Source organism: Mycobacterium angelicum (assembly GCF_002086155.1).
GTDB classification, from domain to species: Bacteria; Actinomycetota; Actinomycetes; order Mycobacteriales; family Mycobacteriaceae; genus Mycobacterium; species Mycobacterium angelicum.
Genome location: NZ_MVHE01000089.1, coordinates 1 through 17,344, shown reverse-complemented (window position 1 = coordinate 17,344; position 17,344 = coordinate 1). Strand labels below are relative to the sequence as shown.

Annotated in this window: 6 protein-coding genes and 2 pseudogenes; 4 read left to right on the top strand and 4 right to left on the bottom strand. The window is 65.9% G+C overall.

What is annotated here, in order from left to right; genetic code table 11:
- A partial coding sequence (locus BST12_RS26485) for a PE family protein (protein WP_139801959.1) occupies window positions 1-734 on the bottom strand: 734 nt, incomplete at its 3' end.
- A 579-nt stretch (window positions 735-1,313) separates the two neighbouring features.
- Between BST12_RS26485 and BST12_RS26480 the strand changes: the two genes are divergently transcribed.
- From BST12_RS26480 to BST12_RS26470, 3 genes are all read left to right on the top strand, one after another.
- Window positions 1,314-1,619 carry a DUF1490 family protein gene (locus tag BST12_RS26480; RefSeq protein ID WP_083116184.1) on the top strand — a complete coding sequence of 102 codons (306 nt, stop codon included), beginning with the start codon at window positions 1,314-1,316 and terminating at the stop codon, window positions 1,617-1,619.
- Window positions 1,620-1,707: 88 nt separating this feature from the next.
- Window positions 1,708-4,008, top strand: a complete 2,301-nt coding sequence (locus BST12_RS26475) for a copper-translocating P-type ATPase (protein ID WP_372511072.1) — start codon at window positions 1,708-1,710, stop codon at window positions 4,006-4,008.
- Window positions 4,005-4,619: a DUF5134 domain-containing protein gene (locus BST12_RS26470; RefSeq protein WP_083116182.1), complete on the top strand. Its 615-nt coding sequence runs from the start codon at window positions 4,005-4,007 to the stop codon at window positions 4,617-4,619. Before BST12_RS26475 ends, BST12_RS26470 begins: the two co-directional genes overlap by 4 nt.
- A gap of 174 nt (window positions 4,620-4,793) precedes the next feature.
- On the opposite strand, the pseudogene BST12_RS26465 reads toward BST12_RS26470, so the two are convergent.
- Together BST12_RS26465 and BST12_RS31235 are read right to left on the bottom strand one after the other, a co-directional pair.
- Window positions 4,794-5,498 (bottom strand): annotated as a pseudogene (locus tag BST12_RS26465) (SDR family oxidoreductase).
- A gap of 7 nt (window positions 5,499-5,505) precedes the next feature.
- Window positions 5,506-5,811: a hypothetical protein gene (locus tag BST12_RS31235; protein ID WP_139801958.1), complete on the bottom strand. Its 306-nt coding sequence runs from the start codon at window positions 5,809-5,811 to the stop codon at window positions 5,506-5,508.
- 243 nt (window positions 5,812-6,054) lie between these two features.
- Between BST12_RS31235 and glyA the strand changes: the two genes are divergently transcribed.
- Complete coding sequence (glyA, locus tag BST12_RS26460; RefSeq protein WP_083116185.1) at window positions 6,055-7,350, top strand: serine hydroxymethyltransferase; 1,296 nt, start codon at window positions 6,055-6,057, stop codon at window positions 7,348-7,350.
- Here glyA and BST12_RS26455 read toward each other — a convergent pair.
- Window positions 7,321-17,212, bottom strand: a pseudogene (locus tag BST12_RS26455) (amino acid adenylation domain-containing protein). The gene glyA and the pseudogene BST12_RS26455 sit on opposite strands and share 30 nt — an antisense overlap.
- Window positions 17,213-17,344: the final 132 nt, after the last annotated feature.

Sequence of the window (17,344 nt, the reverse complement as noted above, 5' to 3'; positions counted from 1 at the left end):
CCGCCGGCGCCGCCGGCACCGCCATCGCCAAACAGGCCCCCCGCGCCCCCTGCCCCACCGTTTCCGCCGTCGGCGAGCCCTGTCCCACCCGCGCCGCCGGCACCGCCGGACCCAGACAACCATCCGCCGGCTCCGCCGCGCCCGCCGGACCCGCCGGGCCCTCCAGCTAACGTGCTAGACCCACCGGCCCCGCCGGCTCCGCCGTTGCCCAACAACCCGGCGGATCCGCCGTTGCCGCCGTGCTGGCCGGGCGCGCCAGACCCGCCAGCGCCGCCATTGCCCCACAACCATCCGCCGTCGCCTCCGTTTTGGCCCGTCCCAGGGGCCCCATTGGCGCCGTTACCGATCACGGGGCGCCCGAACAGCGACAGACTTTCGGCGTTCGCGGCCTTCAACGTGTTCTGTCCGGGATTTTCCAGCCAGTGTTCGGCACTCGCCAGCTGCTGTTTGGCACTGCTCAACTCGGTTGCCATGTACTTGAAGCCGCCACCGTTGAGTGCAGCAATGAACTGGTGATGAAGCCACCCGGTCTCCTTGCTGACTGCCTGCCAGGATTGGCCGTACTCGCTGAATAACGATGTCACCGCCGCGGACACGTCATCAGCAGCGGGCGCGGGAATGTCGACCGTAGGGATGGCCACGGCCGCGGTGGCGTCCGACAACACCGAACCAATACTGGCCAAATCCGTTGCGGCCGTGGCTAATGCTTGCGGCATTACGTGGACATACGCCATGCGGCAGTTTCTATCACAACTGGCGGCACCGCACACCAACTTCGGCTCGGTTGCCGACTGTCACGATTGCAAGCCCGCCAAACCGATTTCGCGCGCTGCTGACTGCGGCGGTGCGCGAACCAAATCGGTTGCCAACTCCCGCCGAAGGAGACCAAGCGAGTATGGTCGCCGAAAATTACGTTGCCAAGGTTTCTGGTGTTCGCCGCCTCAATCCAATACCCGAAACTATCGCGGAATCCCCGTATGGTCAGCGATGAACGGCGCCGACACCATATTTGAGTCATCTCCCCTGCGGCGCAATGACTTTGAGAAGGTTGCCAAGCCGAGGACGCCTGACCGCTCGAAGACGCTCAGACGCCGGCCGTTGGGGTCATGCCGATCTCGACGAGATGATGCGGGCGGGCGATAAGCCACACCGCTGCGCCGCGCCGCATGGCGCACCGCCCGGTGCTGCTATACGGTAGGGGGGTACTGTATGAGACGGGTTGCGCCGGCGCAGCAGCCGGGCCGTGCGGAAGCGGAAACGCCTGTGCCGCTTGCAACCTGCGATGAGTCAACTGGAGAAAGGAAGTGGTCGGAATGGCTTGGCAAGGACTGTTAGGGAAGGCGGTGCCCACCGTGGTGACCGGTCTGGTGGGTGCCGCGGCTTATGAGGCGTTGGCCAAGGCGCCGTGGCGCAAATTTACGGTCAGCGCCGCTGCGGTGAGTTTGCGCGGGGCGCGTGCGACCGAGCGCATCACCAAAGAGGCCGCTGAGAAGGCGCGCCTGGCGACGGCCGATGTGCTCGCCGAGGCGGCCGACCGCATCGGGGAACGAGTGCCCGCACCCGCGGTGGTGGACTCCGCCGCCCCTTCGACCGTCGAGGGTAACGATGCTTGTCACTGACACTGCGCTTACCGCCGACGTTGGCGCCCCGCTCAAGGTCGTCTCCGAAGGGGGCGGCCGGCTGCGGGTGCGCGTCAGCGACTTTGTGATGGATGCGGCCCGGGCGGTGGCGATCGAAGAGACGGTCGCCACGGTGGCCGGGGTCCGCGCGGTGCAGGCATATCCCCGAACGGGATCGGTGGTGATCTGGTATCTGCCCGATGACTGCGACACTTCCGCGGTGCTATCGGCGATCCTCGACGCCCGGTACTTGCCTGCGGAATCGCTGCCTGCACGCGCGCCCTACTCGGCGAGTGTGGGCGAAACCGGTTTGGTGGCAAGGATCGCTGGGGGGATCTTGCGGGTATTCGGCTTGTCGTCTGACGGCGCCGCAGAGCCCGTAAGTGCGGGTAGTAGTTCTCAGCCGGCGCCGTCGTGTCATGGGGCGCCGGTCGCCGATGCCAAGGGCGAGCAACGGAAGTGGTTGCGCCGGGTGTGGCTGGCCGCGCCGTTGGGGGTGCTGTCGATGGCAGCACCGATGTTGCTCGGCGGCGCGTGGGCGGGCTGGCTGACCTTTGCCGTGACGGTACCGGTGCAATTCGTGGCCGGCTGGCCGTTCCTGGTGGGGGCCGTGCAGCAGGCGCGGGCGAGGTCTGCGGGCATGGACACGCTGATCAGCCTGGGGACGCTGACCGCGTTCGCTTATTCGACCTACGAACTGTTTGCCGGTGGGCCGCTGTTCTTCGACACCGCCGCGTTGATCATCGCGTTTGTGGTGCTGGGCCGCTACTTAGAGGCCCGGGCCATGGGCAAGACCCGCGAGGCGATCAGCGCGCTGCTGGAGATGGGCGCAAAGGAAGCGTGCCTGCTCGTCGACGACCAAGAAATCCTCGTGCCGGTGGAGCAGGTGCAGGTCGGAGACCTACTGTTGGTGCGACCCGGCGAAAAGATTCCCGTGGACGGTCAGATCGTCGACGGGCGTGCGGCCGTGGATGAGTCAATGCTGACCGGCGAGTCGATGCCGGTGGAAAAAGCGGTGGGCGACCGGGTTGCCGGGGCCACCGTCAACACCGACGGGCGGTTGACGGTGCGTGCCACCGCCGTGGGCGCCGACACGGCACTGGCCCAGATTGTGCGCCTGGTCGAACAGGCCCAGGGCGGCAAGGCGCCGGTGCAGCGGCTGGCCGACCAGGTGTCGGCAGCGTTTGTGCCCGCCGTGCTCGGCGTGGCCGCGCTGACGTTCGTCGGGTGGGCGCTGCTGGCGGCCAACCCGATCGCGGGCATGACGGCAGCGGTGTCGGTGCTGATCATCGCGTGCCCGTGCGCGCTGGGCCTGGCCACTCCTACGGCGATCATCGCCGGCACCGGCCGCGGCGCGACGATGGGCATCCTGGTCAAAGGCGGTGAGGTGCTGGAAGCCTCCAAGAAGGTCGACACCGTGGTATTCGACAAGACCGGCACCCTGACCCGCGGCCAGATGCAACTCACCGATGTTGTCGCCGACCAACGGGAAGAAGCCGATCTGGTGCTCCAGATCGCCGCCGCGGTCGAGTCGGGCTCCGAGCACCCGATCGGTGCGGCCATCGTCGCCGGCGCTCGCGAGCGCGCTCTGAAGATTCCGGCCGCCACCTCGTTCACCAGCCTGGCCGGCCACGGAGTGCGCGCCGAGGTCGACGGCCGCGCCGTGTTGGTCGGGCGGCGCAAGCTCGTCGACGACCACGGTCTACGGCTGCCCGAGCAATTGGCCGCGACGGCAGCTGAACTTGAAAAGCAGGGCCGCACAGCGGTATTCGTCGGCCACGACGATCAAGTTGTCGGTGTGCTCGCGGTTGCCGACACGATCAAGGACGACGCCGTCGACGTGGTCCGCCAACTGCACGCGATGGGGCTACAAGTCGCCATGATCACCGGCGACAACGCCCGTACGGCGACCGCGATCGCCCAGCAGGTCGGTATAGACCGGGTACTGGCCGAGGTCTTGCCGGAAGACAAGGTGAACGAGATCCGCCGCCTCCAAGGCGAGGGCAGGCTCGTCGCCATGGTCGGCGACGGCGTCAATGACGCGCCCGCGCTGGTCCAAGCCGACCTGGGCATCGCGATCGGCACCGGCACCGACGTGGCCATCGAAGCCTCCGACATCACGCTGATGTCAGACCGCCTCGACGGTGTCGTGCGCTCGCTGCAACTGTCACGCCAAACCCTGCGCACGATTTACCAGAACCTGGGCTGGGCCTTCGGCTACAACACCGCCGCCATCCCGCTGGCCGCATTCGGTCTGCTCAACCCCGTCGTGGCGGGCGCGGCGATGGGCTTGTCCTCGGTCAGCGTGGTGACCAACTCTTTGCGACTACGCCACTTCGGCCGCGCCACAGCGATAGCAGCCCTGCCCGAGCGGCCCACGACCACATGATCCACGATGTCCTGCTGCGGTGGACCGTCACCGGGTTGTTCGCGCTGGGCGCCGTTGAATGCGCCCTGCCGATCCTCACCCAACGCCGGCCATGGCCGGTCATCGTCAGCCACAGCTTGCACGTACTGATGGCGGTCGCCATGGCGGCAATGGCATGGCCGTGGAGCATGCGATTGCCCCCGACGCTGCCCGCGATGCTTTTCCTGTTGGCGACCATGTGGTTCGCGACGCTGACCATTGTTGCGGCCCGCACGGCCGAGCAGCGGCGAATGGGCGGCTACCACGCCATGATGATGCTGGCCACGGCCTGGATGTATGCCGCCATGAGCGGCTATCTGGCCGCTGACCCGGCACTTCCGCAGGCCGCGGCCTCGATGCCGGGCATCGACACGGCGACGACGAGCGCATCAGCAAGCAGCGAATCGCTCAACTGGTTCAGTGCAGCGAGCTGGTTCGGTGCCCTGATCTTCGCGGCCGCAACGGTTTTCTGGCTGCGGCGCTACCTCACCGGCCCCGCCGATAAGCGCTTCAAATCCGTCGGAACTCTCGCACAAGCCGCCATGGCCGCCGGAATGGCGATCCAGTTCCTAGCCGCGGTGCTGGAGATGTGAGCCGATTCGATGCGCGCTGCCCTATCCATCAGAGGAGCCGATAAGCCATAAAGCTTGTCGGAGACTCGCGGGCCAGTCAGCTCATGGACTTGAAAGGTTTGACGACGAAAGGCAGATGCGAGTGGGACGAGGGCCGAGTCCGCAACGAGCAACCGCCGCATCACCGCTAGCCGGCTACTCAAGGGTGCGTTGGAAGCGGCGCATCCCGGCGATCCAGCCGTCGTAGTCGGCGCCCTTGCGCCGATACATGGTCAGCACCTCTGTGTGCGGCAGCACCAGGAACGTCCGGTCTGCGACGGCTTGGACCACGAGGGCGGCGACGGCGTCCGGGTCGATCACCGCACCGCTGCTGGTGACGGCGGCGGCGGCCAGCCGCATGTCGGCTTCCGGCGAGTCGGACATGTCGCGCAGCATTGGGGTGTCCACACCCATCGGGCACACGCAGCTCACGCCGATTCCCTTGTCGCCGTACTTGATGGCCAACCATTCGGCGAACCCGACGGCGGCGTGCTTGGTCACGCTGTAGGGCGCCCCACCGAGCTGGGTCAGCAGGCCGGCGGCCGAGGCGACGGCGACGAAATATCCGTTGGCGCGCTCAATCCACTCCGGCACAACGGGTGATGCCGGCATTGGCGACGTAGATGTCCACCGGGCCGAACGTCCGGCGTGCGGTGTCGAGCAGGGTCGCGATGCCGTCCACGCTCGCCGCGTCCGGGGCCGCCGCGACGCCACCGACCATTACAGCGGTCTCGGCGGCCGAAGCTGCGTCGATGTCGCCGGCCACCACCGAGGCGCCGGCCGCTGCCAGCCGCGCCGCAATGGACCTGCCGATTCCCGAGCCTGCTCCGTGACCACCGCCACCGATCCGTCGATCTTCACGGAGCCGCTATCCCCTAGGGTCCGCCGCCATCACCGCCTGCGCCGCCCGTGGATGTCGCGCCATTGTTGGCAACGGCGGCACCGCCGCCGCCACCACCGCCGACGCTGGCGGTGCCGCCGGCGCCGGCCGTGGGGTTCCCGGCGGCAGCGGCGACGGCGCCGGGCTTACCGTCAACACCGGCGCCGCCGATCGGCTGACCAGTGCCGCCGGGTCCGCCCGGGCCACCGACCTGATTGTCGAGGTTGACACCGGCGCTTCCACCTTGGCCGCCACCGGCTCCCGCGCCGCCAGAGAACCCTGCGCCGCCGCCACCACCACCACCGGCGCTGGCGCTTCCGCCGGTCGCTACGCCGTTGGCAAAGCCGCCGTTACCACCACCGCCTATGGCGGAGAAACTACCGGCGACGGCGCCGGCGGTACCGTCTCCGCCGGAGATAGAGGGGGTTATCGAGTTCCGGCGTGCAAACGGAGATTGTCGCTGCTGTCTTGCAGGTCCAACACGTAGAATCTGGCACCGTGACTCCGTTGCCCGATGGCGCCACTGCCCGCTCGGTGATGTCCGCTCCGCTGCCCGAGGTTGACCCCGAGATCGCAGAGCTGTTGCACAAGGAACTTGGCCGTCAGCGGGACACCCTGGAGATGATCGCCTCGGAGAACTTGGTACCACGCTCAGTGCTGCAAACCCAGGGCAGCGTGTTGACCAACAAGTACGCCGAGGGACTGCCCGGCCGCCGATACTACGGTGGCTGCGAGCACGTCGACGTCGTAGAGAACATCGCCCGCGACCGCGCCAAGACGCTGTTCGGCGCCGACTTCGCCAACGTGCAGCCGCATTCGGGCGCCCAGGCCAACGCCGCAGTGCTGCAGGCACTGATGACACCGGGGGAACGGCTGCTTGGGTTAGATCTCGCCAACGGCGGGCACCTGACCCACGGCATGCACCTAAACTTCTCCGGCAAGCTGTACGACGCTGGCTTCTACGGCGTCGATCCGACGACCCACCTGGTCGATATGGATGCCGTGCGGGCGAAGGCGCTTGAATTTCGCCCGAAGGTGATCGTCGCCGGCTGGTCCGCCTACCCGCGGATTCTGGACTTCGCGGCGTTCCGGTCGATTGCCGACGAGGTTGGCGCCACGCTATGGGTGGACATGGCGCATTTCGCGGGCATGGTCGCCGCGAGGTTGCACCCCTCTCCGGTGCCGCATGCCGCGGTGGTGTCCACGACCGTGACCAAGACGCTCGGCGGTGCCCGTGGCGGCATGATCCTGGGCAAACAAGAGTTCGCCAAAGCCATCAACTCTGCGGTGTTCCCAGGCCAGCAGGGCGGACCGATGATGCAGGTCATCGCCGCCAAGGCGGTCTCGCTCAAGATCGCCGCGACATCCGAGTTCGCGCAACGTCAGCAACGCACCCTGTCCGGCGCCAAGATCATCGCGGACCGCCTTATGGCCCGAGACGTCGCCGAGGCAGGTATATCGGTGGTCAGCGGCGGCACGGACGTCCACCTCGTGTTGGTCGACCTGCGCGACTCTGCGTTGGACGGCAAGGTTGCCGAAGACCTACTGCACGAGATCGGCATCGCCGTCAACCGCAACGCGGTGCCAAACGACCCCCGGCCGCCGATGGTGACCTCTGGTCTGCGTGTGGGGACCTCGGCACTCGCGACCCGTGGTTTCGGGGACGCCGACTTCACCGAGGTCGCCGACATCATCGCCACCACCCTGATGGCCGGCGCTGCCGCCGATCTGCCCTCGTTGCGACAGCGGGTGACACGGCTAACCGAGGAATACCCGCTTTATGAGGGACTCGAGGACTGGCGCCTAACCGGCTACCTCGGAATCCAGCGCTAACAATTTCCTGAGCTGTTCGCCGTACATGCGCAGCGATCCGGTAGTCAACATGTCGTCATGCGTGCAGTCGACCGAATATTCTGCAACGTCTCCCGCAATATAAGGTCGCCAACGTTGCAACAGAGACGAATCCCGATCGACCGCACTCTGCGCAGCAGTAAATATTACCGCATTGCCAGAGAATACACCGGGCGTGTGTCCTGATAAATACGGTTCAACAGTCCTAAGATTTTCAACCATGAACTCCAAAAGCCGTTTCGATCCGGCGTCAGGTTCTAGTTCTGCGATGCCTGTGCGACTGTCCGTCAGGTAACGTTCCAGCATTCCGCGCGCGAAATCTTGGGCGACTTCCTTCCCCTCCACGGCCTGGTAACTTACGGCGCCGCCGGTCTCCGCGAAGTGTACGGCGTCAAGGAGTATCAGGCATTGGACTTCGAATCCCTGGCGCGAAAGCTCGATCGCGAGCTCCTGGGCAATTACGCCTCCGATAGACCAGCCGAGAAGTTTATAGGGTCCATCCGGATAATTCGCTTTAACCCTCTCCGCATAGACCTTTGCCATATCACCTATTGATCTGGGCTGAATTTCCGCGCCTTCAAAGATTTGTTGAATGCCAATGATCGGACCGTCCAAATAATCACCCAAAGCCCGATACGCCCAGCTAACGCCACCACCGGGATGAATGCAGATCAGCGGAACGCCAGTACCGCGCTTGAGCGTCTCGACCGGAACGATATCTACCGAACTGTCATGCGTGCGCAACTGCTGGCTCAAGTCTCCGACAGTGGGCGCGTCGAATAAGGCGCGCATCGAAAGATGGGCGCCCAGGGCCGCGTTGATCGCGACGATCGCCCGCATCCCCAGCAGCGAATCACCACCGAGGTCGAAAAACGAGTCGTCGACACCGACCCGGTCTAAGCCCAGTACCTTGGCGTAGATGTCGGCCAGGACTTCCTCGGTGGGCGTGGCAGGGGCCCTATACCGGCCAGCGTGACTGAAATCGGGGGCCGGCAGGGCCCGCTGGTCGAGTTTGCCGGTGACGGTCAACGGCAACTTGTCGATCGCCACGACCGCGGCCGGCACCATGTGTGCCGGCAGCTGCGCGGCCAGCGCCGCACGCACACCGGTCACGTCCACTGCCCCGGTGACGTAGCCCACCAGGCGTTTGTTGCCCTGCTGGTCCTCGCGGGCGATCACCGCCGCTTGGTCCACCCCGTCCAGCCTGGCCAGCGCCGTGGTCACCTCACCTAGTTCGATGCGGAACCCGCGGATCTTGACCTGCTCATCGGTCCGCCCGACGTACTCCAGCTGGCCATCAGCGCGCCAGCGCACCAGATCCGCGGTTCGATACATACGTTCGCCGTGTACTCCCGCGCCGCCGAACGGGCACGCTACAAACCGCGAGGCGGTCAAACCCGGGCGACGCCAATACCCGCACCCCACCCCATCGCCTGCCACATACAATTCGCCGGCCACACCCGGCGGCACCGGCCGCAACCACTCATCCAGCACAAAAAACGCCGCCGCGGCCACCGGTGAGCCGATCGGTGGCGCCCCCGAGCCCGGCCTCAACGGCGCACTCATCGATACACACACCGTGGTCTCGGTTGGGCCGTAGCCGTTGATCATGACCCGTCCGGGTGCCCAACGGTTCACCAGCTCGGCCGAACAGGCCTCACCGCCCACCGCCAACGTCACCGAATCCAAACCTTCGGGCGACAACATCGCCACCGCCGACGGGGTTTGGGATAAGAGGTTGACCTGCTCAGAAACCAGCAAGGCGTGCAGATCCTCCGGCGAGCTCGCCACCGACTCGGGCACCACGACCAACCGCCCGCCGTGCAAGAGCACGCACCAGATCTCCCACTGCGAGATGTCGAAGGCATACGAGTGACACTGTGTCCACGCCCCACCAACCGGCAGGCATGGGTCCAGGGACCCAAGCATTGCGGTGACATTGTGGTGGGTGATAGCCACCCCTTTCGGGGTTCCGGTGGTGCCTGAGGTGTAGATGATGTAGGCGATGTCATCGGGGGCCGGCGCGGGTGGCGCCGTGTTGGGTTGGGTGTCAACAGCCGCGTCGTTCACATCGAAGACCGTCACGTCATGGCCGTTCAGCCGGTCGGCCAGATGGGTAGTGGTGATCGCGGCAATCGGGGCTGCGTCGGCCAGCATGAACGCGATCCGCGCCGCCGGCAGTGCGGGGTCGATGGGCAGGAAAGCCGCCCCGGTTTTGAGCACCGCCAGCATCGCCACGATGGCTTGGCCGCTGCGTTCAAAGAGCAGCCCCACACACCCGCCCGGGCCCACACCGTGATCAGACAGCAGGTGCGCCAACCGGTTGGCCGCCTCGTCAAGCTCGCGGTAGGTCAAGGAAAACTCGCCGAAACTGACCGCCACCGCCGACGGGCTGGACTCCACCTGCGCGGAAAATATCTTCGGAATTGACACCGGTGCCGCCGAGACGGTGGTCAACACCGCGCGGTTGCCCCACAGATCCACCCGAGTCTGCTCACCGGCGTTGAGCAGGTGCACGGATGACAACCGCCGATTTGGGTCGGCGATCATCGCCGCCAACACTCGCTCGAATCGGTCGACGAGCGCCTGGATGCTAGCCGTATCGAATACGTCGGTGCGGAATTGGACGCGTAGTTCCAGCTCCCGCCCCGGCAGGGCTTGCAGCACAAGCGGGTAGTGGGTGGCTACGTAGCTGGTGATGTCGGTGATGGTCAGTTCGTGGGCGCCCACCGGCACGGCGGTGTCCATCGGGAAGTTCTCGTAAGCGAAAACGGTATCGAACAGCACATCCTGGCCCGTGATGCGGTGGATCTCGCTCAGCGCCAGGTGCTGGTGCTCGAGGGTGTCGTTGTGGGCGCTTTGCAGTTGGTCGAGGAGGCTTGCGGTGGTGGTTGCCGCGGTCATGATGGCTCGGACCGGCACCGTGTTGATGAATAGGCCCACCATCGATTCCACGCCGGCCAATTCGGCTGGCCTGCCCGAGACCGCGATGCCGAATGCCACATCATGATGGCCCGTCAGCCACGTCAGTACCTGCGCCCAGGCGGCCTCCAGCACAGTGCTGACGGTGGTCTGGCATGAGCGCGCTAGCTGGGAAAGCGCCGAGGTGGTCTCGGCAGGAACCCGAAACGACTGAACTTCTCGCAGCCCGAGCCCAAGCCGGTCCGGCGGGCTGACCAGTGTCGGGTCGTCAAAGCCGGCAAACACCTCACGCCAGGCGGCCTGGGCAGCCTGGTGATCCTGCTCAGCCAGCCAGGCGAAGAATCGGCGATACGACCCGACCGCAGGCAGGTCTTCACCGCAATAGACGGCGAATATTTCCCGCAACAGGATGGGCAGTGACCAGCCATCCAGCACGATGTGATGATGGGTCAGTACGAGCCGGTACTGGTCTTGTGCGGTCCGGATCAGGACAACGCGACTGGGTGACTGGTGAGCCAAGTCGCAGATAGCGGCGCGTTCGGCGGCACACACCCGCTCGACCTGCTCATCGGGGTCGAGATCGCTGCTAGCCAGGTCAACATAGCGCCACGGCATCACCGGACCATCCGGGATGATCTGCACCGCGTCGCCCGACTGTAGATAGACGAATCGGGTCAGCAGCTGCGGATGGCGGTTGAACACCATCTGGACCGCATCGCGCAGGCGGTTGTGATCGAGCGGGCCGATCATGCCGATATTGAGATCCATCGCGTACAGGTCACCCAGATCGGCGGGAATCTCGGCGAAACTGGCGTGGAAGAGCAGTCCCTGCTGCAATGGGGTCAGCGGCAAAATGTCAGCGATCCGGTATCGCAGTTGGAACTCGTCGATCTCCTCTTGACTCAAGCGGGCGGGCACGAGATCAGAAGGGGTCAACCCGCCCCCGCCGTGGCGGACATGGGCGCAGATGCCGTTGAGTGCGTCAAACCACAGCTGGCTCAGCCGGGCGGTCTGGGCATGATCAAGCGCGGAAGAGGCCCACGTCCAATCGGCGTGCAGTCGCGGGCCGGCTTCGGTTTCGACGGTGACGGCGCGAACTTCTACGGTGTGCCCCAGCGGCATCGGCACAGCCGCGCCGGAAGCGGTCAACGACAAGCCCTCGTGACCGATCCGCCACAAATCACCAGTAGCCGAACACTCGGCGGGTGCGCCCAAACGTCCCAGGTAATTGAAACCGATCTGCGGGTCGGATCCGGTGAGCTCAACGTGCGTGTTGAGGTAGCGCAGCAAACCGTACGTCAGGCCGTCGGGGTGGGCTCGAAGCTGCTCTTTGACACCCTTGATCACCGCCCCAAGCGCCGGCTCACCTGCGACCACCTGCTCCCAGCCGATAGCGCCCACAGTCACCGACACTGGGTACTTGGCGGTGAACCACCCCACGGTGTGCGACAGGTCGATGCCCGGGAACAGTTCTTCGTCGCGCTCCTGGCCCTCGACGTCGATAGTGATCGGCTCGGCGCTACGGCCCAGAAACCGCGCCCACGCCAAAGCGAACGCGATCAACAGGATGTCTTGCACACCGGCGTGAAACGCCCCCGGCGCCTCATCAAGGAGGATGCGGGACGTCTCCACTTCCAGCACCGACGACAGCCGTCCGGCGGTGACAGACGTATCCACAGCAGGGGACACCGCCGGCAGCGCCGGCCGAACCGCCAGCGTCCGCCGCCACGCGTCCGCCTGGTCGACAACCGACGGACTGCGTGCATGTTCACGCAGCAGCGACGCCCACCGGCGATACGACGTCCCCGTCACCGGCAACGTCACGTCCCGCCCGTCGCGACGCTGGCCCCAGGCTGCGTTAAGGTCGTCCAGCAAAATCCCCCAGGACAGCGTGTCGACGGCCAGATGATGAATGACGAGCACCAGCTGAGCGGCGGGGGCAACCCACAGTGCGCTGAGCATGACCCCGGCGGCCGGATCCAACCGGGAGCGGGCCTCGACCAGAGCGTCGTCGGACAATGCCTCCACCGGTTGCAGGCACTTGTCCGCATCCACAGAACCGGGTTCGGCCACAAACCACAACCAACCTCCGGCACCGTAGTCATCGACCCGCAACCGCAGCATCGCGTGCCGATCCAACAAGGCCTGAAGCAAGACCACTACGTCGTCGGTGGTGACCGCCGCGGGAGCCTGCGCAATCATCGTCTGGCTGAACTGCTCAACCGGGCCGTCGACACTTGCCAGCCAGCACATGGCCGGTGTGGGCAACACCTGGCCGACGCCGTCATCAATTACCGGGCCCTCACCACGAGTGAAGCTGGCGACCCGGGCCACCCCGGCAACAGTCTGCTCAACGAATATGTCGCGCGGCTTGCACACCACACCGGCAGCGCGGGCCTGCGCCACCACCTGTATCGACGAAATGCTGTCGCCGCCGATGTCGAAAAACGACGCGTCGACACCCACGCTGTCCATACCCAGCACCCGGGCGTAGATGTCGGCAAGGATCTCCTCGACCGGGGTGGTAGGGCCCCGGTAACCGCGATCGCGGTACTCCGGCGCCGGCAGCGCCCGCATGTCGAGTTTGCCGTTGACAGTCAACGGCAACTCCTCCAAAACCACCACGGTCGACGGCACCATGTACTCGGGCAGCCCAGCGGTCAGCGCCTTGCGTATCCCCTCACCATCCACTGACCCGGTGACCCCGGTGACGTAGCCCACCAAACGCTTGTCGCCTGGGCGGTCCTCCCGAGCCATCGCCACGGCCTGCCCGACGTCCGGGAGGTTTGCCAGCGCGGCAGCGACCTCCCCCAGCTCGATGCGATACCCACGGATCTTGACCTGCTCATCGGTACGCCCGAGAAAGTCCAGCTGCCCATCGCGGCGCCAGCGCACCAGGTCCCCGGTGCGATACATGCGTTCTCCTGGCGCTCCCGCGCCGCCGAACGGGCAGGCCACAAACCTGGATGCCGTCAACCCGGCTCGACGCACATACCCACAACCCAGCACGTCGCCCGCGACATACAACTCACCGGCCACACCAACCGGGACGCGCCGCAACCATCTGTCCAGCACAAACAACGCGGCCCGTGGCACCGGCGTACCGATCGGCGGTACCCCCGAGTTCGCCACCAGTGACGCGGTCATCGTCGCAAACACCGTGGTCTCAGTAGGCATTGATCATCACCCGTCCGGGCGCCCACCGATCCATCAGCTCGGCCGAGCACGCCTCACCGGCCACCACCAACGCCAGCGACTGCAAACCCTCCGGCGATAACATGCCCAGAGCTGACGGGGTTTGGCTTAAGACGTTGACTTGTTCGGAGACCAGGAGGCTGTGAAAGTCGGTCGCCGACCGCGCCACTGAGTCGGGCACCACGACCAGGCGCCCGCCACCCAACAACGCACCCCAGATCTCCCATACCGAGAAGTCGAAGCTATAGGGGTGCCACTGCGACCACACCTGTTCAGGTCCCGGTGGCAGGCCGGCGACCGGTGTCTCGAACAGCTGGGTGACGCTGCCGTGGGCCACGGCCACACCCTTGGGGACGCCGGTCGTGCCCGAGGTGTAGATGATGTAGGCGATGTCGTCGCCGGCCGGCACCGCCAGCGGCTCAGTAGACGGGCGGTTGCCGATCCGGGGGTCCTCGACATCGATCACCGTCAGGTCGTGCCCGTCCAGCTGGGGGCGCAGGCTGGCGGTGGTTACGGCGGCCACCGGCCTCGCGTCCTCGATCATGAACGCGACCCGGGCCGGCGGCAGCGCCGGGTCGATGGGCAGATAGGCCGCCCCGGACTTCAATACCGCCAGGATCGCGATGATGGCCTGCGCCGAGCGCTCAAACACCAGCGCCACACACTCGCCCGGGCGCGCACCATGGTCAGCCAGTAGGTGCGCCAACCGGTTGGCCGCCTCATCAAGCTCGCGGTAACTCCACGAGTCCCCCTGGTAACTCAGTGCCACCGCCGACGGGCTGCGCGCCACGTGCGCGGAAAACACGCTCGGAATCGACACCGGTGCCGCAGAGACGGCGGACAACACCGCGCTGTTGCCCCACAGGTCCAACCTCGCGTGCTCGTCGGTGTCGAGCAGATCCACCGACGACAACCGCCGCCCCGGATCGGCGGTCATTTCGGTTAGCACTCGCTCCAACCGAACCATAAGCGTCTCAATGCTTGCCGTATCGAAAACGTCGGTGCGAAATTCCACACCCCCCGCAATGCCGGCGGGCTCACCCGCACTCGTCCAGAGTTCAGTGAGAGACAACACCAGGTCCATCACGGCGGTCTGGGTGTCCAGCGTCCTGTACGTGACCTCTAGATCACCCAAGACCACCCCGGCTGCGGGCTCATTGATCTGCCGGGCGAAGTTCTGCCAGGTCAACATCACCTGGATCAAGGGCGAATGGGTCAGCGATCTGGCCGGGTGGAGCCGATCAACGAGCAACTCAAAGGGCACGTCTTGGTGTTTGTAGGCCGCCAGGCAACGCTCTCGCACCTGGGCGAGCAGTTGTGTGAAGGTGGGATCACCGGTCAGGTCAGTGCGCAGCACCAGGGTGTTGAGGAAAAACCCAACCAGCCCATCCAATGCGCTATCGCCGCGGCCAGCGGTCGAGAAGCCCACCGCCACATCAGTGCTCGCGCTGACCTTCGACAGCAGCACGGCCAGGGCCGCCTGGACCACCATGAAGCTCGTCGCATTGTGCTCGCGAGCAACGTGGGCCACCCGCTCTTGTAATCCCGCCGTCCAGTCGACAGCAACCGTGGCGCCGCGGTGATCTTCAACCAGCGGATAGGGCCGATCGGTGGGAAGCTCGAGGCGTTCGGGCATCCCGGCCAGGGCATGCTCCCAATAGGCCAGCTGGGTGGCGATGAGGCTGTGGTTGTCCGTTTGATCGCCGAGGTTCTCCCGCTGCCAGAGTGTGTAATCGACATACTGCACCGGCAATCCCGCCCAGGCCGGAGCCTGCCCGGCGCACCGGCTGTCATAGGCGGCACCCAGATCGGCGAACAATGGGGTGATCGACGAGCCATCCGCGGCGATGTGGTGCACGGTGATCACCAATAGGTGTTCCCCGTCGGCGACGGTGAAAAGCTTTGCCCGCAGCGGGATTTCGGTTGCCAGCTTAAATGTGTAACGCGCCGCGGAGTCGATAGCCTGTTGCAGCTGGCTTGCCGGCCATCCGGTGGCGTCGACGACATCCCACCTGAAATCTGCCCACATGGCCGGGACAACCACCTGCTGCGGTACTCCCTCGACCGCCGGGAACACCGTACGCAGGCTCTCATGACGGCCCACCACATCGGCCAACGCCGCGCCTAACGCATCGGCATTGAGCTCACCGCGCAACTGCAAAGCGACCGCGATGTTGTAGGTGGGTGAGGGCCCCTCGAATTGATCGATGAACCACAGCCGGCTCTGCGAAAACGACAATGGAACCGCTGTGGGTCGCGCGGCCGGCACCAAGGGCTTGAACCGCCCCGAAACCGGCCCCTCAATATGGGATGTCGAGTGGTCGGCCGCAGGCGCGTCGAGGAAGGTGCGCGCACCTGGATTCTCTTGAATCGTTCTGGTGATCTCTTGCCGCAGGTGCTGGGTGAGTGCGGCCGGTGTGGGGTGGTCGAAGACGACGGTGGGCGCTAACGCCAGCCCGGTCGCGGTTTGCAGCCGCTTGCGCAGCTCGACGGCGGTCAGGGAATCAAAACCCCGGTCCTGGAACACACGATCGGCTTCGATGACGGCGGGATCAGCCCCTAGGACGGTCGCGGCATGGGCACATACCAGCTGCAAAAGCATCGATTGTTGCTCTTCATCGGAGAGCTCGGCCCATCGCTGCCCTGATGCCGACCCCGATATAGCCGCATCGCGGTCGCTGACCACCGACGGCCGCAGTGGACCCTCCACCGGCATCCCCGACAGCCAGTACCGCTGGTGCTGGAAGGCATATGTCGGCAACTGGACCCGCTGGGGCCGCCAGGGCGCGAATACTGCGGCCCAGTCCACCTTGACCCCGGCCACGTGGGCCTCGGCGAGCGAGGTGACAAAGCGCGGCCATCCGCCTTCGTCGCGGCGCAGGGAACCCAACACGGCCACCGAAGCCGCGCCGCTGGCTTCGGCTGTTTCGGTCATCGCCACCGTTAACACCGGATGCGGACCCATCTCGATCAACGCCCGACACCCCTGCGCGATCAGCACACGCGTGGCCTGCTCGAACTGCACGGGCTGCCGCACATTGGCATACCAATACCGGCCATCAAGGGCCTGGGTGCCCAACTGCTCACCGGTGACCGTGGAATAAAACGCCACCGTGCCCGCCCGCGGGCTAATCGCGGCCAACTGCGCCACCAACCGCTGCTCGACGGCCTCTACCTGCGCGGAATGCGACGCGTAATCCACCGGGATGCGCCGGGCGAACACCCCCTGGGCCTCACACGCGGCCACCAACTCATCCAACGCCGCCGGGTCACCGCTGATGACGGTGGAGGCCGGGCTGTTGACCGCGGCCACCGACCCCCGCCCGCCATACTCACCCAACCGCTGGTCGACCTGGGCTGCGGGCAACCCAATAGATGCCATCCCCCCCAACCCGACCAACTCAGCGATCGCCTGACTACGCAGCGCCACCACCCTCGCCGCATCCTCCAAACTCAACCCACCAGCCACATACGCCGCAGCGATCTCCCCCTGGGAATGCCCCATCACCACGTCAGGGACCACCCCACAGGACTGCCACAACGCCGCCAACGACACCATCACCGCAAACAACGCCGGCTGCACCACCTCCACCCGGCTCAACCACCACTCATCCCCGCCCCGCACCACCTCCTCCAACGACCACCCCACATACGGGGCCAGCGCCTGCCCGCACGCACCCATCTGCGCGGCGAACACCGGCGAGCAATCCCACAACGCCACCGCCATCGCCGGCCACTGACCCCCCTGACCGGCAAACACGAACGCGGTCTTGCCCTCCACCACACGCCCGCTCACCACGTTGGCTGCGGGTTGGCCGGTCGCCAACCCGGCCAACCCGCCCAACAACTGCTCCCGATC

Excerpts from the sequence above, each read along its gene's own strand:
- BST12_RS26480 (WP_083116184.1), top strand. The coding sequence starts at position 1,314 with ATGGCTTGGCAAGGACTGTTAGGGAAGGCGGTGCCCACCGTGGTGACC.
- BST12_RS26475 (WP_372511072.1), top strand. The coding sequence starts at position 1,708 with ATGGATGCGGCCCGGGCGGTGGCGATCGAAGAGACGGTCGCCACGGTG.
- BST12_RS26470 (WP_083116182.1), top strand. The coding sequence starts at position 4,005 with ATGATCCACGATGTCCTGCTGCGGTGGACCGTCACCGGGTTGTTCGCG.
- glyA (WP_083116185.1), top strand. The coding sequence starts at position 6,055 with ATGTCCGCTCCGCTGCCCGAGGTTGACCCCGAGATCGCAGAGCTGTTG.